The organism is Fulvivirga kasyanovii, from assembly GCF_009711405.1.
Lineage (GTDB): Bacteria > Bacteroidota > Bacteroidia > Cytophagales > Cyclobacteriaceae > Fulvivirga > Fulvivirga kasyanovii.
On sequence record NZ_SMLW01000627.1, the window covers coordinates 1 to 17,158 of the forward strand.

Annotated in this window: 17 protein-coding genes; 10 read left to right on the forward strand and 7 right to left on the reverse strand. The window is 43.2% G+C overall.

The features are described 5' to 3' along the window. Positions 1–35 precede the first annotated feature (35 nt). Together E1163_RS20930 and E1163_RS20935 are read left to right on the forward strand one after the other, a co-directional pair. A complete protein-coding gene (locus E1163_RS20930) occupies positions 36–1,373 on the forward strand; it encodes a 4Fe-4S dicluster domain-containing protein (protein WP_155174418.1) in 1,338 nt (445 codons plus the stop codon). 35 nt (positions 1,374–1,408) lie between these two features. Continuing rightward, on the forward strand, positions 1,409–2,209 hold the full coding sequence (locus E1163_RS20935) for a (Fe-S)-binding protein (RefSeq protein WP_185156162.1): 801 nt from the start codon (positions 1,409–1,411) through the stop codon (positions 2,207–2,209). An 85-nt stretch (positions 2,210–2,294) separates the two neighbouring features. On the opposite strand, the gene E1163_RS20940 is transcribed toward E1163_RS20935, so the two are convergent. The 6 genes from E1163_RS20940 to E1163_RS20965 form a co-directional block, all read right to left on the reverse strand. Further along, entirely contained in the window at positions 2,295–3,170 is an 876-nt protein-coding gene (locus E1163_RS20940) for a hypothetical protein (protein WP_155174419.1), read from the reverse strand. Between the two features lie 4 nt (positions 3,171–3,174). Further along, positions 3,175–3,624: a DM13 domain-containing protein gene (locus E1163_RS20945; RefSeq protein WP_155174420.1), complete on the reverse strand. Its 450-nt coding sequence runs from the start codon at positions 3,622–3,624 to the stop codon at positions 3,175–3,177. An 82-nt stretch (positions 3,625–3,706) separates the two neighbouring features. After that, positions 3,707–4,567, reverse strand: coding sequence for a hypothetical protein (locus E1163_RS20950; protein WP_155174421.1), 861 nt, complete (start codon positions 4,565–4,567; stop codon positions 3,707–3,709). 4 nt (positions 4,568–4,571) lie between these two features. Further along, positions 4,572–5,228 (reverse strand): DM13 domain-containing protein, encoded by a 657-nt coding sequence (locus E1163_RS20955; RefSeq protein WP_155174422.1) that lies wholly within the window; start codon positions 5,226–5,228, stop codon positions 4,572–4,574. Beyond that, entirely contained in the window at positions 5,225–6,709 is a 1,485-nt protein-coding gene (locus E1163_RS20960; protein WP_246223802.1) for a sensor histidine kinase, read from the reverse strand. Before E1163_RS20960 ends, E1163_RS20955 begins: the two co-directional genes overlap by 4 nt. After that, complete coding sequence (locus E1163_RS20965) at positions 6,693–7,424, reverse strand: response regulator transcription factor (protein ID WP_155174424.1); 732 nt, start codon at positions 7,422–7,424, stop codon at positions 6,693–6,695. The genes E1163_RS20960 and E1163_RS20965 overlap by 17 nt, the downstream gene beginning before the upstream one ends. A gap of 242 nt (positions 7,425–7,666) precedes the next feature. Between E1163_RS20965 and E1163_RS20970 the strand changes: the two genes are divergently transcribed. The 3 genes from E1163_RS20970 (at position 7,667) to E1163_RS20980 (ending at position 11,308) form a co-directional block, all read left to right on the forward strand. Beyond that, the gene (locus E1163_RS20970; protein WP_155174425.1) at positions 7,667–8,617 is read left to right on the forward strand and encodes an aldo/keto reductase; all 951 of its coding nucleotides are present in this window, start codon (positions 7,667–7,669) and stop codon (positions 8,615–8,617) included. A 115-nt stretch (positions 8,618–8,732) separates the two neighbouring features. After that, the gene (locus E1163_RS20975; protein ID WP_155174426.1) at positions 8,733–9,218 is read left to right on the forward strand and encodes a hypothetical protein; all 486 of its coding nucleotides are present in this window, start codon (positions 8,733–8,735) and stop codon (positions 9,216–9,218) included. Between the two features lie 86 nt (positions 9,219–9,304). Then, the gene (locus E1163_RS20980; RefSeq protein ID WP_246223804.1) at positions 9,305–11,308 is read left to right on the forward strand and encodes a CHU_0125 family OmpA-like outer membrane integrity protein; all 2,004 of its coding nucleotides are present in this window, start codon (positions 9,305–9,307) and stop codon (positions 11,306–11,308) included. Between the two features lie 64 nt (positions 11,309–11,372). Here E1163_RS20980 and E1163_RS20985 read toward each other — a convergent pair whose 3' ends face one another. Beyond that, on the reverse strand, positions 11,373–11,762 hold the full coding sequence (locus tag E1163_RS20985; RefSeq protein WP_155174427.1) for a MotA/TolQ/ExbB proton channel family protein: 390 nt from the start codon (positions 11,760–11,762) through the stop codon (positions 11,373–11,375). A gap of 122 nt (positions 11,763–11,884) precedes the next feature. Between E1163_RS20985 and E1163_RS20990 the strand changes: the two genes are divergently transcribed. The 5 genes from E1163_RS20990 to E1163_RS21010 all read left to right on the forward strand — a co-directional run bounded on the left by E1163_RS20990 (position 11,885) and on the right by E1163_RS21010 (position 17,006). Then, positions 11,885–12,667 (forward strand): LytR/AlgR family response regulator transcription factor, encoded by a 783-nt coding sequence (locus E1163_RS20990; RefSeq protein WP_155174428.1) that lies wholly within the window; start codon positions 11,885–11,887, stop codon positions 12,665–12,667. A gap of 114 nt (positions 12,668–12,781) precedes the next feature. Then, positions 12,782–13,948: an AIR synthase-related protein gene (locus tag E1163_RS20995; protein WP_155174429.1), complete on the forward strand. Its 1,167-nt coding sequence runs from the start codon at positions 12,782–12,784 to the stop codon at positions 13,946–13,948. A gap of 5 nt (positions 13,949–13,953) precedes the next feature. After that, the gene (locus E1163_RS21000) at positions 13,954–15,864 is read left to right on the forward strand and encodes a M1 family metallopeptidase (protein WP_155174430.1); all 1,911 of its coding nucleotides are present in this window, start codon (positions 13,954–13,956) and stop codon (positions 15,862–15,864) included. Then, positions 15,864–16,358: a thiol peroxidase gene (gene tpx / locus E1163_RS21005; RefSeq protein ID WP_155174431.1), complete on the forward strand. Its 495-nt coding sequence runs from the start codon at positions 15,864–15,866 to the stop codon at positions 16,356–16,358. Before E1163_RS21000 ends, tpx begins: the two co-directional genes overlap by 1 nt. Before the next feature lie 189 nt (positions 16,359–16,547). Then, complete coding sequence (locus E1163_RS21010; RefSeq protein ID WP_155174432.1) at positions 16,548–17,006, forward strand: GbsR/MarR family transcriptional regulator; 459 nt, start codon at positions 16,548–16,550, stop codon at positions 17,004–17,006. Positions 17,007–17,158: the final 152 nt, after the last annotated feature.

The window sequence follows — 17,158 nt, forward strand, 5'->3', positions numbered from 1 at the left end:
AAAATAATAAATTTATACAGATAAATTTACTTGGAATGGAATACATAGGACAGATAGCATTTTTAATCATACTTGGAGCAGCCACATTTGTGCTGTTTAAACGCATTAGGCGCATAAAAAGCAATATTAATCTGGGTAAGGATGTTGAGATAAAAGATAGTACTTCCCAGCGGTGGAAGAATATGCTTTTGATTGCGTTTGGTCAGAAAAAGATGTTCAAAAGACCTCTCCCCGCCTTTCTTCACTTGCTGATTTATGTGGGGTTCCTGGTCATTAATATTGAAGTGCTCGAATTTGTGCTGGATGGACTGAGCGGGCAGCATCGTATGTTTGCGCCGTTTCTTGGAGACGTCTACCCGGTATTGATGAATATTTTTGAGTTTCTTGCCGTTGCAGTCCTTTTCTCCTGTGCCGTTTTTCTCATTCGCAGGAATATTATTAAGGTAAAGCGGTTTCATGCCCGTGAGATGACTGCATGGCCAAAGCTTGATGCCAATCTGATATTGATCATAGAGATAGTGTTGATGATTGCTATTCTCACTATGAATGCTGCAGACCAACTGTTGCAACAATCCAATCCTGAACATTATACAGCCACAGGATCATTGTTTTTTAGCTCCATGCTGATGCCTCTTTTTGAAGGAATGGATACTGCCACGCTTATATTTATTGAAAGGGCTGCCTGGTGGTTTCATATAGTAGGTATCCTTGGTTTTGCTATTTATGTTACCTACTCCAAGCACCTCCATATTTTTATGGCCTTTCCAAATACATACTATGGTACACTTACACCTAAGGGCCAGATGAAAAACATGGATGCCGTGACCAATGAAGTAAATATGATGTTGGGCATTCAGCCGGAAGGAGGTACACCCCCGCCTGCGCCAGAAGAGATTGGTAGGTTTGGTGCAAAAGATATCAATGACCTGACCTGGAAAAACCTGATGGACGCCTATTCCTGTACAGAATGCGGCCGTTGTACTTCTGAGTGCCCTGCTAACCAGACAGGCAAGCTGCTATCTCCACGAAAAATAATGATGGATACCCGTGACAGGGCCGAAGAAGTTGGTAAAAGTCTCGCTAAAGGAGGCAAAGGGCTGGAAGATGGCAAAACCCTGCTGCATGATTTTATTACCAAGGAAGAGATCAATGCATGTACAAGCTGTCAGGCGTGTGTTGAAGCATGCCCGGTAAGTATCGATCCGCTGGATATTATTTACCAGCTCAAGAGGTACGTAGCTATGGAAGAGTCTGGCTCTCCTGCGAGCTGGAATAGCATGTTCCAGAATATAGAAACCAATTTTGCTCCTTGGAAATTTGCCCCTACCGATAGGTTTAAATGGGCTGATGACCTGAAAAAAGAAGAAGCATAAAAAGAAATTGACGAAATAAATAAGATATCTAAGCTATGAGCGATAATAAATATAAAGTACCCACCATGGCCGAAATGGCTGCCAAAGGAGAGTCACCTGAAATCTTATTTTGGGTAGGCTGTGCTGGTTCTTATGACGACAGATATAAAAACGTTACGCGGGCGTTTGTAAAAATATTGAATGTGGTAGGTGTTTCATTTGCTGTATTGGGCCCTGAAGAAACCTGTACCGGCGACCCTGCACGAAGAGCTGGCAATGAGTTTCTGTTTCAGATGCAGGCTGTTTCGAACATTCAGGTCCTGAATGGCTATAATGTTAAAAAAGTAGTGACGGCTTGCCCGCATTGCTTCAATACGCTGAAGAACGAATACCCTGCCCTTGGGGGAAATTATGAAGTTATACACCACTCTACCTTTCTACAGCAGTTGATCAATCAGGGAAAAGTTTCCCTGAAAGGAGGAGGAGAGTTTAAAGGAAGAAAGATCACTTACCATGACTCCTGCTACCTGGGACGTGCCAATAACATATATGAAGCACCAAGAGAAGTCCTTGAGGCGCTGGATGCCGAACTGGTGGAGATGAAACGTTGCAAGACCAAAGGCTTTTGCTGTGGAGCCGGGGGTGGGCAGATGTTTAAGGATGCTGAGCCGGGTAACAAAGAAGTGAACATTGATAGAACAGAGGAGGCTTTAAGCACCGGAGCAGACACTATTGCTGTAGGCTGTCCTTTCTGCATGACCATGATGAGTGATGGTGTGAAAAATAAAGAAAAAGAAGCTGAGGTGAAGGTAAAAGACCTTGCTGAGCTTATTGCAGAAGGCCTTGGTGAAAAGTAAGATTCCCAAAATATGTAGATAAGTAAAAGGCCCGGACTGATCCCCGGGCCTTAACCTTAAACAACTAACAACATATTTCTGCTCATTATTTTTTAAATTCATAAGCCAGGCCTACGGATACTATTCCTGTGCTATACAAATTTGCCCTCTCTACGATCAGGTCTATGTACCTGAAATACCCCACATTAAGGCTGATGCTTTTAAATAGCTCCACGGACGATTTGACCTCCAAAGCCGTGAACTCGGTACCTTCACCCCTGATAAAATCTACTACAGCGCCTTCCCCCAATGATTTTTGAAACGATAATCCGGCGATAACCCAAACTTTTGTGGCGATCAAACCACCAAACTCAGCACCACCTACAGCCTGGTGCGTAAAGTCGATGCCTTCATATTGAGTGCGATAGTTGAATGTTGAGTATGCTGAAACATAGGCAGGTGCCGGATAAAATGAATGAGAGGCAGCCACTGTTAACCGGAAATTCCACTCACCATCACCTGCGGGCAAATTGATCTGTTCGAAATCATTTTGCTTGTTTTGTGCATAGTTGTTTGCCTTAGCTATCGGTATATCGGTAATCAGGCTGATGGACACCGGAAATTCACCCTGGAGCAGTCCATATTTTAAACCTATAGGCAAATCACCCAAAGCAGTTATTTTTTCCGTGGTTTCGAAGTAATGATGTTTGATAACCGGGCCGTAGCTGATGATTGTCAACCGGTCGGCAATTCCATATTCACCATAAAATCCGGTGATGGACTGTATGAATTCAGAGGTTTTTAATTGATTGCCGGATAAGTTGAAGTAAGTGTCAGATGCTCCGTGACTGGTTTGGAGTTTTATATAATACTCTCCCTTTTTCCGTGTCCAGCCGCTTTGGGCATAGGCCGTTGATAAACAAAGGAATGCTGTCCCTATCAATAGGGACAAGCATTTGCCTGTAAGTCCATACCTGCTCATGGGTCTAATTCAGTTCAGCATATCCAAACGGGATGTTCGCTGACCCACACCATAGAATGACATGGGTGAATTTGCTGGCTGCGGCCGGCTCCAGTTTAAAGAAGTTCTCCCCTGTAGAACTTACCGGACCGATAAGCCTCAGGTCAGGGTTGCCATTGCCAGGGTCAGCTTTATACTCGCTCGAAGTAGACAAGTAAACAGTAACAGTACCGGTGGCAAGGGTTGTGGAAAAATCAGACCCGAAGCGCAGGAATTGTGTTCCGCTTTCGTCAGTTCCCAATTCTGCAGTGCCGGTACTTCCCGTGTCATTTTGCTCTACAAAGGTGCCATCTGCCGTAGCAGTAAAGGCTCCCTGAGGCATGCTGGTGTCTATCAGTACCTCCTCAGTATCATCATCGCTACAAGCTATAAATACAGCCATAGACAATATTAGTATTCCGAATTTTTTTAACATGGTTTAAAATTTTTATGGTTTAACATGTTATCAAAAATCGGCTTCAAGTATCACGGAAATATCACGAAAGCATAACGTAAGTCTAAAGCTTTAAAAATGCACCTACCGAATAGCTTGGGTTGGCAAAAATTAGCTGCCCGGAAAAGGCAGTTCCATATGATGCTGAGATGCCGAAGGCTTTGGTGAAGTTAAAGGCTATCTCTGGTGAGAAAGACATATATTCGGTATTGTTAGCGAACAGGCTCGTGCCTACGGCATTGAAATTATCGGCTCCATTATTCAATGATTCAACGCCGAAAACACGGGCTATCAGGGTTACTTTGCTGATGGTGATACCGGCTTCAACGCCATACCGGAATTCATCCGAATAGTCCTTGGTGCGGTTGTTCAGGCCTGCTCTTAGTGAAAGGAAAGGATAGAATTTCCCAACCTTAAAAGCCCTGCTGGCATCAATGGAGATCATCTGGTTAAACTCTCCGTCTCCGGTTTGTAATGACCCGTCCCTTCCTCCACTGTCATTTCCAAGAGGCAGCCCTAAGGTTAGCGTAGCACTTATTACAATCGGTTTATCTGTAATCAAACCATATTTTATGCTCAGATCAGTATCTCCTAATGAATTTACAGCATCACCTTCAGCTATTAGTTGGCCTGTTGTACCTGATACCTGCTCATTTAAAGTAGCCCTGCTAAAAAAAGGAAAATAAAGGACACCGGTTAGCCGGTCAGTAAAACCATATTCTGCATAAATGCTGGTGTTGTAGGTTCCCCTGGTAAGGTTAGGATCGATCATGCCTGTATTGGTATAATGCTGGTCAGAGATTACCCACCACTGGCTCAGTTTAAGAAACATCCCGCCTTTCGGCTGGGGCCATCCTCCGCCTGCCATGGCTTCTGTTGAAAACCAAATGAAACCTATCACGAAAATAGTTTTAATAATTCTCATTGCTTTAAGGATTTAGTGTTCCGTTACCCACCGGTACTACAAAAGGTTTGCAGTAAAACAGTACAATATTGTATTCAAAAAGATCAGAGGTTGCGGTAATTTCATACGATTGAGCCCCGCTAAACTTTGCCACTTTGGCTACCTCAAGGGCACCATTGGTAGTATTGGCATTATTGGAAAGGTATACATACAAACCGGGGAGGGCGGATGTAGTATTAAAGTTATCCGCAAACTCCAGGATAAGGCCGTTGCTCCCCTTTTTTAGTGTTACATCACCTGAAAGTGGGTACGAGCTCACAGTTTGCAGGGTCGCTGATCTTTGCTCTACGCCCCCGCTGGTTTCGTCGCCTGCTGTTACTTCCACTGAAGTGGCAATGCCTTTTGCAAGTACACTGAGGGTAGCTGTACCAGGAGTCAGCGCAGTGGCTAGCCCTGAATTTTCTATTGAAATGACGGATTCGTCTGACGATGTCCATACAAAAACCACATTTTCCTCCTGGCCGATATTGTTAAAGTATTTAGCAGAAAACTGGTGGGATTCGCCAACTTTGAGAGAAGTTATCGGGTTGTCTATAACAATCTTTTCCTCCATTTCATCGTCAATGATATCTGTGCCGATACAGCCGGAGAGAGTTAAAAGCATGATAAATAGTCTTTTCATGATTGAGCAGTTTGATATTGTGGCAATTGAAATGAAAATGTGGTACCGTAATTAACCTTGCTACTCAGGTGGATCGTTGCATTATGAATTTCCAGTATTTTTTTGACAATGGCTAATCCAAGCCCGGTATTGTTATTATCAAGGCTGATCCGCTTGTCCCCGATATGGTAGCGGTCAAAAATGAATGGGATCTGATCTTTGGGGATCCCGGGGCCGGAGTCAGATACCTTTATTTCAACATATTGATCGTCCTGGTCTACTTCTACCTGTATTCTGCCACCTTTAGGCGTGAATTTTAAAGCATTATCAATCAGGTTTTGCAGCACACGCTCTATCAACCCGACATCTGCGAATACCAGTGTATTGGCCTGATGCTTGGACGTGGTAATTTCGATGTTCTTTTGCCGGGCCAGAAGCTGGAATTTTTGACTGATGTCATTGATCAGCTCCTGAATAAAGAATGGCTCTTTTTTAGGACTTACCTGCTTCGATTCCAGTTTGGAAAGTTCGAACAGTTCATCAACCAGTTTCCTGAGTTTTTCGGTGCTTTCGAGGATGATCTTAAGATATTTTTCACGCTCGTCTTCCGACAGTGTTTTTCTTTTGATCATTAATGTTTCTATGTAGCCATGTATTACGGCAAGAGGGGTGCGCAGGTCATGAGAGACATTGCCAACTAGCTCCCTTCGCAGGTTTTCCATCGATTTTAGGTTTTCGATATTGCCTACTATGGTATCCGCCATTTCATTAAATGCCAGGGCAAGGTCATTAATGCCTCCTTCTGACTTAACCGGTATCCGCGCACTCATTTCTCCATTTTGAAAGCGCTTGACAGTACGTGTAATGCGGTTGATGTTACGAGTGATAAGCCATATGATCAGCAGCCCAAGTACAAGGGCTACAAACAAAGTGATAAATATTGCCCTGCCGCCTAGCCGCAGTATGTAGCTATTCCACATGTAGGCAGATACGGAGTCATACTCTTCACTGGCCAGTACTACATAGACATAGCCAAGGGTTTTGTCATTTTCAAGAATAGGGGCTGCTGAAAATACTTTTTGAACCCCCGGGTTTCTGGGGTCGTCTCCCACGATGTATTTTCTTTCATCTGAATGAATAAACTGGCGAACCGGGGCCAGGTTTACGGAGTCCATTTTTACTTTTTTGTAGGGAGCCACATAGGATAGAATTTTTCCCTGTGGGTTGAGAATATATACTTCTATGCTAGGGTTAATGGCCATCATATGATGCATAATGTCCTGAGTAGCACTTTCTGACAGCTCGCCATTAATGAATGGCTTTACCTCAGTAATGATATGCTCCGCAATACTGGCATTGAGTGCCTGGTTTTTTTCCTGCACATACTTCTCGGCCAGGTTGGCGGTGATAAAAACATAGGAGAAGCCTACAACCATTAAAAGCCCCGCCAGGGTGAGTGAGATCTTCCGGAAAAAGCCCAGACTGCTATTTTTTATTTTCATTTTCATGCGGATTGATTTCCGAAATTTCGTCGTTGAACCTGTAGCCGATACCCCAGGTGGTGAGAATATACTCCGGATCGCTCAGGTTTTCTTCTACCTTTGCCCGCAGTCTGTTTATATGGGAATTTACAGTATGTTCGTACCCTTCAAATTCATACCCCCAGATGATACTAAGCAGGCGGTCGCGGGAATAACTTTTTCCCGGGTTGGACGCCAGCAGGTAGAGCAGGTCAAACTCTTTTGGGGTGAGGTCAATTCTTTCTCCTCCACGAAGCACCTTTCTTTTGGCTTGGTCTATAATCAGCGCTCCATGCCTGATTATCTGATTATCATCCCTGGGTGTGTTAAGCATTTGCACCCTTCTGAAAATGGCCTTTACCCGGGCAATGAACTCCCTTACACTGAAAGGCTTGGTCAAGTAATCATCCGCACCAGTTTCCAGGCCCAGTATTTTGTCAATTTCCTCCGAGCGAGCCGTTAACATCAATATGGGTGTATCAATGTTATTGGCACGCAGGTCCCGGCAGATTTCAATGCCATCTTTATCTGGCAGCATAATATCCAGTATGATGAGGTCCAGTGCCTCTGTAAGTGCCATGCGATAGCCCATACTGCCGTTTTGAGCCATTTTTAACTGGCAACCCAAGTCGCTTAAATGGATTTCGAGCAAATCCTTAATGTGAGCATCGTCCTCAATAAGCAGTACCTTTTTCATAAGTGATCTTTTCCATCCATATAAAAGCCGGACCGGTCCTTTGGTAAAGGTAAATTTCATATGTCACGAAAGTATCACGACAGGCTTTATCCTAAATTTAGAGGGTAGTTCGGTAGGAAAAAGTCAGTTAATTGACGTTTTTGGATTATCTTATTGAGTGCTATTAAATTATGGTAACAATGAAGCAAATGCAGACGTTGAAATTACAATGAATTACCACTAACCAATAAAAACAGAGATCAATGAAGACACTGCAATTCAGAAATGGAGACAAAATGCCTGCCTTTGGCCTGGGAACATGGAAGTCAAAGCCCGGTGAAGTTTACACTGCTGTAAAAGAGGCTATAAAAACAGGCTACAGACACATAGACTGTGCGCCTATTTATGGAAATGAAAAGGAAGTAGGGAAGGCATTGACCGAATGTTTTGAAGAAGGCATTGTGAAGCGGGAAGACCTGTGGATCACCTCTAAACTGTGGAATGATTCGCATGCGGCAGAGGATGTGGAGCCTGCGCTGAAGAAGACGTTGTCTGATTTGCAAATAGACTATCTTGACCTTTTTCTTATTCACTGGCCTGTTGCCATTAAAAAAGGAGTGTCTATGGCACAGAAAGCAAGTGATTTCTTTTCGCTTAAAGAGATTCCTTTATCCGTGACCTGGAGGGCTATGGAGGATGTGCAGGAAAAAGGCCTGACTACACATATCGGTGTTTCCAACTTCAATATTGATAAGCTAAAGTCACTTACAGTTGAGGGAAGGGTGAAACCGGAAATGAACCAGATAGAGATGCATCCATATTTGCAGCAAGAGGATATGGTCGATTTTTGTAAGCGGGAAGGCATTCTTCTTACAGCATATTCACCTCTGGGCTCCAAGGACAGACCGTCGAATTTAAAATCTGATGATGAGCCCCTGCTGCTGGAAGATCCTGTTATCACTAAAATTGCAGAAGCGAAGGGTGTTAGCCCTGCTCAGGTATTAATTGCGTGGTCACTTAATCGCGACATTTCCGTGATCCCTAAATCAGTAAACCCGGAGCGTATCAGACAGAACTATAAGGCGGCGGATATTAAGCTCAGTGAGCAGGAAATGCAGGAAATAGCCAAGCTTGATCGGGGATTGCGCTTTGTAACCGGCAACTTTTGGGTGGTTGAAGAAGGGCCATATACCCTGGAAAGCCTTTGGGGTTAGCATCTCTTCTGGTGCTGCCCGGTGACCCGATTAGAGTCTTGAGCCAACGTGCGTTAATTTCCCTTAAAAAGAACTTAATCCGGGCTTTTGTGGTTTTTTTCCTAAATTTGTTAGTATGTTAATACCATTTGAAAACATGCCCGACGATGCCAGAGTTTGGATATACCAGGCAGATAGAAAACTGGCAAGTACCGAAGTAGAAGCAGTAAATACTACAGGAGAAAAGTTTTTTGAGGATTGGGCCGCTCATGGCGCACCATTGAAAAGCTCCTTTAAAATATTTCACAATCAGTTTTTGGTGATTAGCGTTGATGAAAACTTCAATAAAGCCAGCGGATGCTCCATTGACAGCTCTGTTGGCTTTGTAAAGCAAGTTGAGCAGCAGCTTAATATCAACTTCTTTGATCGCACAAAAATTGCCTTTATCTTCAACGAAGAAGTATATCTGGAATCTCTCAGTAACTTAAAAGCCAGTGTGGCAGAAGGAAAGATTGATGAAAGTACCCTTACTTTTAATAACCTGGTATCCAGTAAAAGTGAGTTGGAAACTTCATGGGTTGTCCCTGCAAAATCAACCTGGCTAGGCAGGTACTTCAATTAAATGCATGCCAACAACATAATATTTATACTCGTCGTTATACGATTGAGGATTAATAATTATAAATTTAGGCAAAGGAATATTAAAATATGAATGCGACATTAAAAATTTCGATGGCCTTTCTGGCATTAACCGTCCTGTCGTGTAGTGTAGAGAAAAAGGCATCAAAAACTTTTGATCGCGGTCAGTTTCAGTCTACGATTGAGCTTTATCAGGGAGTACTTAAGAAGGATCCGAATAATGCGGAAGCCAATTTTTATATAGCAGAATCTTACCGGCAATCCAACAGGCTGCAAGAAGCGGCCCCTTTCTATAAAAAGGCCCTGGACAGGGGTATGAAAAATGATTCCATACACATGTTCTACGCTTTTGCGTTGAAGGCTAACGGCAACTACGATGAGGCAAAAAAGGAGCTTGAGCAGCACTTGAAAGTAGTGGAGGACGAAGAATATCAAAAAAGGGGACAGGAAGAGTATGATAACCTGAATAACCTTGAGCAGGTCAGGGCCAAAAAGAACTACTTTAGAGTAAAGAACCTCGACGAAATAAACTCACCTGCAGCCGAGTATGCGCCGGTGTATAATGATGGAGAGCTTTATTTTACTTCTTCACGTGGTGACAGCAAAATTTATAAAGCCACCGGCACACCCTTCACAAATATTTACCGGGTAAAGACCCAGGGGGCACGGGTAGATACTACTACTATTACGGAGCTGGATGCGCTTATCAATAACTATAATATCAACGAAGGTGCGGTAACTTTTAGCCCTGATGGGCAAACCATGATCTTCGCACGTGGCAATTCAGGTAAGAAAAAAGGAACTGCCGATGTCAATTTATACATTTCAAGTAATCGTCGCGAAGGCTGGACGGAGCCCAGGATGCTGAATATTAATAACCCGGGCTATTGGGATTCAACCCCAGCGTTTAGCAGGGACGGCAAAACACTTTATTTTGCTTCCAACAGACCGGGAGGCTATGGAGGTACAGATATCTATTCGGCCAAAAGAAATTCAAGAGGACGTTTTTACAAGGTCACTAACCTGGGGCCGGAAATTAATACTACGGGTAATGAGATGTTCCCTTATATTTCTGATGAAGGTTACATGTATTTTTCCAGTGATGGACATGCAGGTTTTGGTGGACTGGACCTTTTGGTAGCCAAACGCAGGAATGGAAGAACTGAAATAGAAAACCTCGGCGAACCAATGAATACCAGTGCGGATGATTTTGGTATGTATTTGTTTAAAGCAGACAGAGGCTTTTTCACCTCAAACAGAGAGGGTGGTGAAGGAGATGATGATATTTATACTTTCGTAAATGAAGATCCTGATCTGAAGATTGTCAATTATTATCTTGAAGGTGTAACCATGACCCATGATGATAATGACAAACTTGTTATTTTACCCCGGGTAGAAGTAAAACTCTTTGACTATGAAGGCAATGTGCTTGATGAAACCGTGACTGAGGATGATGGTAAATTCCTGTTCAGGGTTTACGAGCATGAGCATTATAATCTTGTAGGGGAGAAAAAAGGAGGTAAAGACCAGTATCTGATCACCCGTGCCCAATTTACCACTGTAGGCAAGAGCATAGACCGTGATACTTTGAAGCAACTCGTAACAGATGTGAAGTTTGACACCTTATTGGTTCTCGAAAAAATCGAAAAGAACAAAATTTTCGTGATGGAGAACATCTATTACGACCTTGATAAATCAGATATCAGGGAAGATGCTGCCCGTGAACTGGATAAGCTTGTAACCATTCTGGAAGACAACCCTGAGCTTAAGATAGAACTTAGCTCACATACCGATGATCGTGCTGATGACGACTATAACATGAAGTTATCTCAAAGAAGAGCGAAATCTGCGGTTGACTACATCATCTCTCAAGGTATTGCATCCAACCGACTGACGGCCAAAGGGTATGGAGAAACCAAGCTGATCATACCTAACGCGAAAACCGAGGAAGAACACCAGGTAAACAGACGTACTGAATTCAAGATTCTGGAAGTAGGCGAGAAAAAGCAGTCTACTGATGTTGATGAATTTGACGAAGACCGGTTTTTTGATGATGATGACGCTGGTCAGTAGGGAATAGACACTAATTTGTTAAAAGCTGCTCCGGGAAATTTGAACTTCCGGAGCAGCTTTTTTATTAAGCCTCCGCAGGGTTATTTCTGGAAGCATAGGCTTCAAGTGCAAACCAAAGCAGGTAAGCAATAATGAATATTACGAAACCGTACATGGTTGTGATCATAGAGACCTTCATCCCCCCTGCCAGCAGGGCAGGTGATACTTCTCCTATCCGTTGAATAGCTTCGAACGCCTGATACAGACCTATCAATTGTCCGAGGATACCAGTGATCAGCCCGAACAGGCCGGCACTTTTGATATATCCCAGCCGTGATTTGACGATCACCGGATCATGGCCTTTACCGGATGCCAGGTAGACAGCATTGACTACTGCCAGCGCTAAAATTACTAAAAGTACCAGGGTGAGTATGCCCATAAATGCAGGGCCTCCTTCAATAAATAGTTTTGTCATGATAGTTAAATTTAATTGTTTAATTATACAGTTCAAAGCTAGGTTTGGCAGGGTCGGATGGCAATGTCGAATCCGGCTGTAAACCGGTCATCTATCGATTAAATTGGCCAGGCTCTGCTTAAATGGAGATATTCGCTGCTATGAAAAGTTATGTACACATCATATTTTGGATCGTAACGCTGGTCTTACTGTCAGTGATTTTTGCTCCTTACTACTCGTCATTTGAGGAGAGCTTCTACTTTGTTTCCATGCTTATGCCGGTTGTAATCGGGACCTGTTATTTCTTTAATTTTTACCTGGTTCCAAAGTATCTTCTTGTCCGCAGGTATGGAGCGTTTATACTCTACTCAATTTACATGTTGCTTGTGTCACTATATCTTGAAATGCTGGTGATCATGCTTGCTTTTATTTTTCTGGCGGAGTATTCCTATCATAACATGAGTCCCGTATCTTCTGATGTTTTTGTGCTGGCGGTCACCCTCTACTTCATTGTGTTTTTGTTTTCTTTCATCCTGCTTATTCGTCGCACATTTATTAAGGAACACGATATCAATGCCCTTAAAGCGGAAAAACAGAAATACGAGGTAGGGCAATTTACCATACGCTCAGAACGGCAGCTTAAAACACTGACTTACGATGAAGTGACCTATATAGAGAGTCTTGGAGATTATGTGAAAATCCATCTGAACAACAGTACTCATGTGGTTACCAAAGAAAAGATCAGTAAGCTTGAAGAGCGGCTCCCCGAAATGTTTGTTCGTATTCATCGCTCATTTATTGTCAATAAGCAAAGCGTCTCAGCTTATAATAAGGAAGAGGTCAGTATTGGTGAGTTGCAATTGCCTATAAGCAGGACATATAAAAAGTTGGCCTGGGAGCGGTTGAGTGGTGAGTTGATAGGTTAATAGCGCTCATATGGAATGCATGAATGGCTCTATTTTAATTTGAGCCGTGCAGAATCCTCCCAACTCTCATCACTTTTCTTATTTTTGTACCTCTTCATTCCTTAAATTACAATTATGAGCGAGCGCTACGCACAACGTGGAGTATCAGCATCTAAAGAAGATGTGCACAATGCTATCAAAAACATTGATAAAGGGCTTTATCCCCAGGCTTTCTGTAAAATAGTAGAAGACTACATTGCCAATGATCCGGACTATTGCAATATCATGCACGCAGACGGCGCAGGCACAAAATCTTCGCTTGCTTACATCTATTGGAAGGAAACTGGCGATATGTCTGTTTGGAAGGGCATAGCCCAGGATGCCATCATCATGAATATTGATGACCTGATATGTGTCGGCGCGTTGGATAACATATTGCTGTCGTCAACCATAGGCAGGAATAAAAACCTGATACCGGGAGAAGTGATTGCGGCGTTGATCAACGGTACTGAGGAGGTGCTGCAGATGCTAAGAGACAACGGTGTTAACATCATCAGCACCGGTGGGGAAACTGCTGATCTCGGCGATTTAGTAAGGACAGTAGTTGTGGATAGTACGGTTACCGCCAGAATGAAGCGAAAAGATGTGATTAGCAATGAGCGCATTGAGGCGGGGGATGTAATTGTAGGCCTGGCGTCATACGGGCAGGCCAAATATGAAACAGAATATAATGGTGGTATGGGCAGCAATGGGCTTACCTCGGCTCGCCATGATGTGTTCAATAAGATTTATGCAGAAAAGTACCCTGAAAGCTTTGATCCGGATGTGCCTGGCGACCTTGTGTTTTCAGGAGGGTACAAACTTACTGATACTGTGGATGACGCACCGGTCAATGTAGGGAAACTGGTATTGTCACCTACCCGTACTTATGCCCCGGTAATGGCAGAAGTATTTAAAAACCTTCGTCAGCACATCCATGGTATGGTGCATTGCAGTGGAGGTGCGCAAACCAAAGTATTGCATTTTATTGATCATTTGCATGTGATCAAGGATAACCTGTTCCCGGTTCCTCCGTTGTTCCGCATTATTCATGAAGAAAGTGGCACGGACTGGAAGGAGATGTATAAAGTATTTAACATGGGGCACAGATTGGAAATTTACCTGAAGGAAGAACATGCTGCCGAAGTGATTTCCATCTCCAAAGGCTTTGGAATAGATGCCCAGATCATCGGCCGGGTGGAAGCCTCAGAAAAGAAACAAGTGACTATTAATAGTCCGAAAGGAGAATTCATCTATAATTAAAAGATATGTTAAAGCAGTTATTGTATTCATTACTGGCACTTACAATAGGTATTTCGGCCTGCCAGCCGGAGAAGAAGGAAAACCAGGAAGAAAAGAGCTCAGAAACCATGAAAATAGAAGACCCTCATAGCTACGCCCGCCCTCAGGAATCAGTAGTTAAACACCTGGACTGGAAGGCAAAGGTTAGTTTTGAAGAAAAAAACATAAAGGCCAAAGCTACCCTGACCATAGAAAATTCAGAAGATGCAGAAAAGCTCATTCTTGATACTAAAGACCTGAAAGTGGATAGCGTAACCCTGGGTGATGAGGAGGGAAAAACCACCTACAAAATTGGTCAGAAAACCGACGCCATGGGTAGTCCGCTGACCATCAAAATTACCCCTGATACGGAAAAGGTCAACATTTATTATTCAACCTCTTCTGATGCAGAAGCTTTACAGTGGCTGGCCCCGGTTCAGACAGCAGGAAAAGACAACCCTTTTTTATTCACCCAGTCGCAGGCTATTCTGGCCAGGAGTTGGGTTCCTATTCAGGATTCTCCCGGCATAAGATTCACCTACTCAGCCGAGGTTGAGGTTCCTAAAGGCCTTCTGGCACTGATGAGTGCTTCAAACCCTCAGGAAAAAAATGAGAGTGGTGTTTATAAATTTCAGATGGATCAGCCCATTCCTGCCTATCTGCTGGCGCTTGCCGTAGGTAATCTGGAGTTCGCTGAAATAGGCCCCAGAACGGGAGTTTATGCAGAGCCATCAATGATTGATGATGCCAAATACGAATTTGGTGAGTTAGAAGAGATGGTAACTGCCGCCGAGGAGCTGTATGGTCCCTATCAGTGGGGGCGTTACGATTTGCTGGTACTGCCGCCGAGCTTTCCCTTTGGTGGTATGGAAAACCCAAGGCTGACTTTTGCCACGCCTACCATACTGGCAGGCGACAGGTCACTGACTTCTTTGGTTGCGCATGAACTTGCCCACTCCTGGTCAGGAAACCTGGTGACTAATGCCACCTGGAATGACTTCTGGCTCAATGAAGGTTTTACGGTTTACTTTGAGCAACGCATCATGGAGAAGCTTTATGGCCGTGATTATTCTGAAATGCTGGCATCTTTGGCAGCTCAGGACCTTAAAGCTGAGATAGAGCAGATGACTGAAGACAAGAATGAGCAGGATACTCGTCTGAAACTCGAATTGGAAGGCAGAAACCCGGATGAGGGAGTTACTTCCATTGCTTACGACAAGGGTTATTTGTTTTTAAGATACCTGGAAGAGCAGGTAGGCAGGGAAAAATTTGATGCATTTTTAAAGGATTATTTCAGCAAAAATGCATTCAAAGTGATGACTACCGAGCAGTTTATAGAGCAATTGCAGTCAAATCTTCTGGATAAAGAAAGGGTAAACATAGGCAAAGTAAAAATAGAAGAATGGATCTATCAGCCCGGGCTTCCCGAAGATGCCCCGGTACCTCAGTCAGACAGGTTTGCCAATGTAGACAAGCAGGTTGAAAAGTTTGTGGCCGGAACTCCCGCCAGCCAATTAGATACTGCACAGTGGTCTTCCCACGAATGGCTACACTTCGTAAGGGCCTTACCTTTAGAGCTTAATAATGATCGTCTGGCTGAGCTGGACAAGACATTTGGCTTTACCCAAACCGGCAACTCGGAAGTATTAATGGCATGGCTTCTACAGGCTATCAAGCATAGCTATGAGCCTGCCTACCTCAAGTTAGAACACTTCCTTGTGAATACAGGCAGAAGAAAATTCCTTACCCCGCTTTATGGTGAATTAATAAAAACCGACGAAGGTAAAAAAAGAGCTATGGCTATTTATGAAAAAGCCAGGCCTAACTATCATTTCGTGGCAACAAACACCATAGATGAAATGTTAAATTGGGCAGAACAAAACCAAACTAAAAATTAATGGCGACTGTAACACTAAAAGGTAATCCGGTGAAAACGAATGGAGATTTGCCGGGAAAGGGGGCTACTGCTCCTGATTTTAAACTCACGAACACTGACCTTTCGGAGGTAACACTTTCTGACTTAAAGGGACGCAGGATCATACTGAATATTTTTCCCAGTATTGACACATCTACATGCGCTACATCGGTTAGAAAGTTTAATGAGAAGGCCGCAGCGCTCGATAATGCTGTGGTACTGTGCGTTTCAAAAGATCTTCCTTTTGCCCATAAACGTTTCTGTGGAGCGGAGGGGATAGAAAATGTAATGTCCCTTTCCGATTTTAGAAATGCAGACTTTGCCCGAAGGTATGGCGTGGAGCTGGAAGACGGTCCGCTTGCCGGCCTTAATGCCAGAGCCGTGGTTGTGATCGATGAAAATGGCACGGTAATACACTCTGAGCTGGTCAATGAAATAGCAGAAGAGCCAGACTACGAAGCAGCATTGAGTTCTTAATTTGAAAAATTATTGTTTAAGAGGAGTGAAGTTATTCATTCCTCTTTTTTATATTGCCTCTCCATACCCTACCCCTTCGAATTTCCGGAATAGTTTTAGTTTGTTGACACCTGATAGTAAATTTTTTAGTTCTCCTTTTGCAGAACTAAAAAAACTTATTACTTTTGCATAAACCATAAAGAGTATATTATGCTGAGTAATGAACAGAAACAGTTGGTAGAGAAGATCGGTTTGATGCACGAATCTGAAGGCCTTTCCCCGGCGGTGGCCAGGGTTTTGGGGCTTTTATTGGTCAGCGATAAGGTTGAACTTACTTTTGACGAGATCAGGGAGACCTTGAACTTAAGCAAAAGTGCTACAAGCAATGCCCTCAATATAGCCATTAAGTTGGACAGGGTTGAGTATGTTACCAAACCTGGAGACAGAAAACGCTATTTTAAGTCGAGGATCGAACTTTGGAGAGAGCACATCATGGATGGCTTCTGCAAAAAATGCAGTTGGTCTAAAATGTTTGAAGAGGTGCTTAAGCACAGAACAAAAGAAACCAAAGATTTTAATAAAGCCATAAAGGACTTTGTGAATTTTTTAGAATATATGGGAAAAGAGCTTCCGAAGCTATATAAAGAGTGGGAAAATAAAACCAAATAATTTTTTTGCCGTATTAGTTCTTTAAGTACAGAACTAACTAGTAATAACAGGAAGTTAAAAAGTAAAAAAATCAAACGCAAACAATGAAAAGAAAATTTATTTACGGAGCCATTATTTTGTCGGTAGTATTTGCGGCATGTGGAAAGCAGGAG

Coding starts and splice junctions, on each gene's coding strand:
- E1163_RS20930 (WP_155174418.1), top strand. CDS start 36: ATGGAATACATAGGACAGATAGCATTTTTAATCATACTTGGAGCAGCC.
- E1163_RS20935 (WP_185156162.1), top strand. CDS start 1,409: ATGAGCGATAATAAATATAAAGTACCCACCATGGCCGAAATGGCTGCC.
- E1163_RS20940 (WP_155174419.1), bottom strand. CDS start 3,170: ATGAGCAGGTATGGACTTACAGGCAAATGCTTGTCCCTATTGATAGGG.
- E1163_RS20945 (WP_155174420.1), bottom strand. CDS start 3,624: ATGTTAAAAAAATTCGGAATACTAATATTGTCTATGGCTGTATTTATA.
- E1163_RS20950 (WP_155174421.1), bottom strand. CDS start 4,567: ATGAGAATTATTAAAACTATTTTCGTGATAGGTTTCATTTGGTTTTCA.
- E1163_RS20955 (WP_155174422.1), bottom strand. CDS start 5,228: ATGAAAAGACTATTTATCATGCTTTTAACTCTCTCCGGCTGTATCGGC.
- E1163_RS20960 (WP_246223802.1), bottom strand. CDS start 6,709: ATGAAAATAAAAAATAGCAGTCTGGGCTTTTTCCGGAAGATCTCACTC.
- E1163_RS20965 (WP_155174424.1), bottom strand. CDS start 7,424: ATGAAAAAGGTACTGCTTATTGAGGACGATGCTCACATTAAGGATTTG.
- E1163_RS20970 (WP_155174425.1), top strand. CDS start 7,667: ATGAAGACACTGCAATTCAGAAATGGAGACAAAATGCCTGCCTTTGGC.
- E1163_RS20975 (WP_155174426.1), top strand. CDS start 8,733: ATGTTAATACCATTTGAAAACATGCCCGACGATGCCAGAGTTTGGATA.
- E1163_RS20980 (WP_246223804.1), top strand. CDS start 9,305: ATGAATGCGACATTAAAAATTTCGATGGCCTTTCTGGCATTAACCGTC.
- E1163_RS20985 (WP_155174427.1), bottom strand. CDS start 11,762: ATGACAAAACTATTTATTGAAGGAGGCCCTGCATTTATGGGCATACTC.
- E1163_RS20990 (WP_155174428.1), top strand. CDS start 11,885: ATGGAGATATTCGCTGCTATGAAAAGTTATGTACACATCATATTTTGG.
- E1163_RS20995 (WP_155174429.1), top strand. CDS start 12,782: ATGAGCGAGCGCTACGCACAACGTGGAGTATCAGCATCTAAAGAAGAT.
- E1163_RS21000 (WP_155174430.1), top strand. CDS start 13,954: ATGTTAAAGCAGTTATTGTATTCATTACTGGCACTTACAATAGGTATT.
- tpx (WP_155174431.1), top strand. CDS start 15,864: ATGGCGACTGTAACACTAAAAGGTAATCCGGTGAAAACGAATGGAGAT.
- E1163_RS21010 (WP_155174432.1), top strand. CDS start 16,548: ATGCTGAGTAATGAACAGAAACAGTTGGTAGAGAAGATCGGTTTGATG.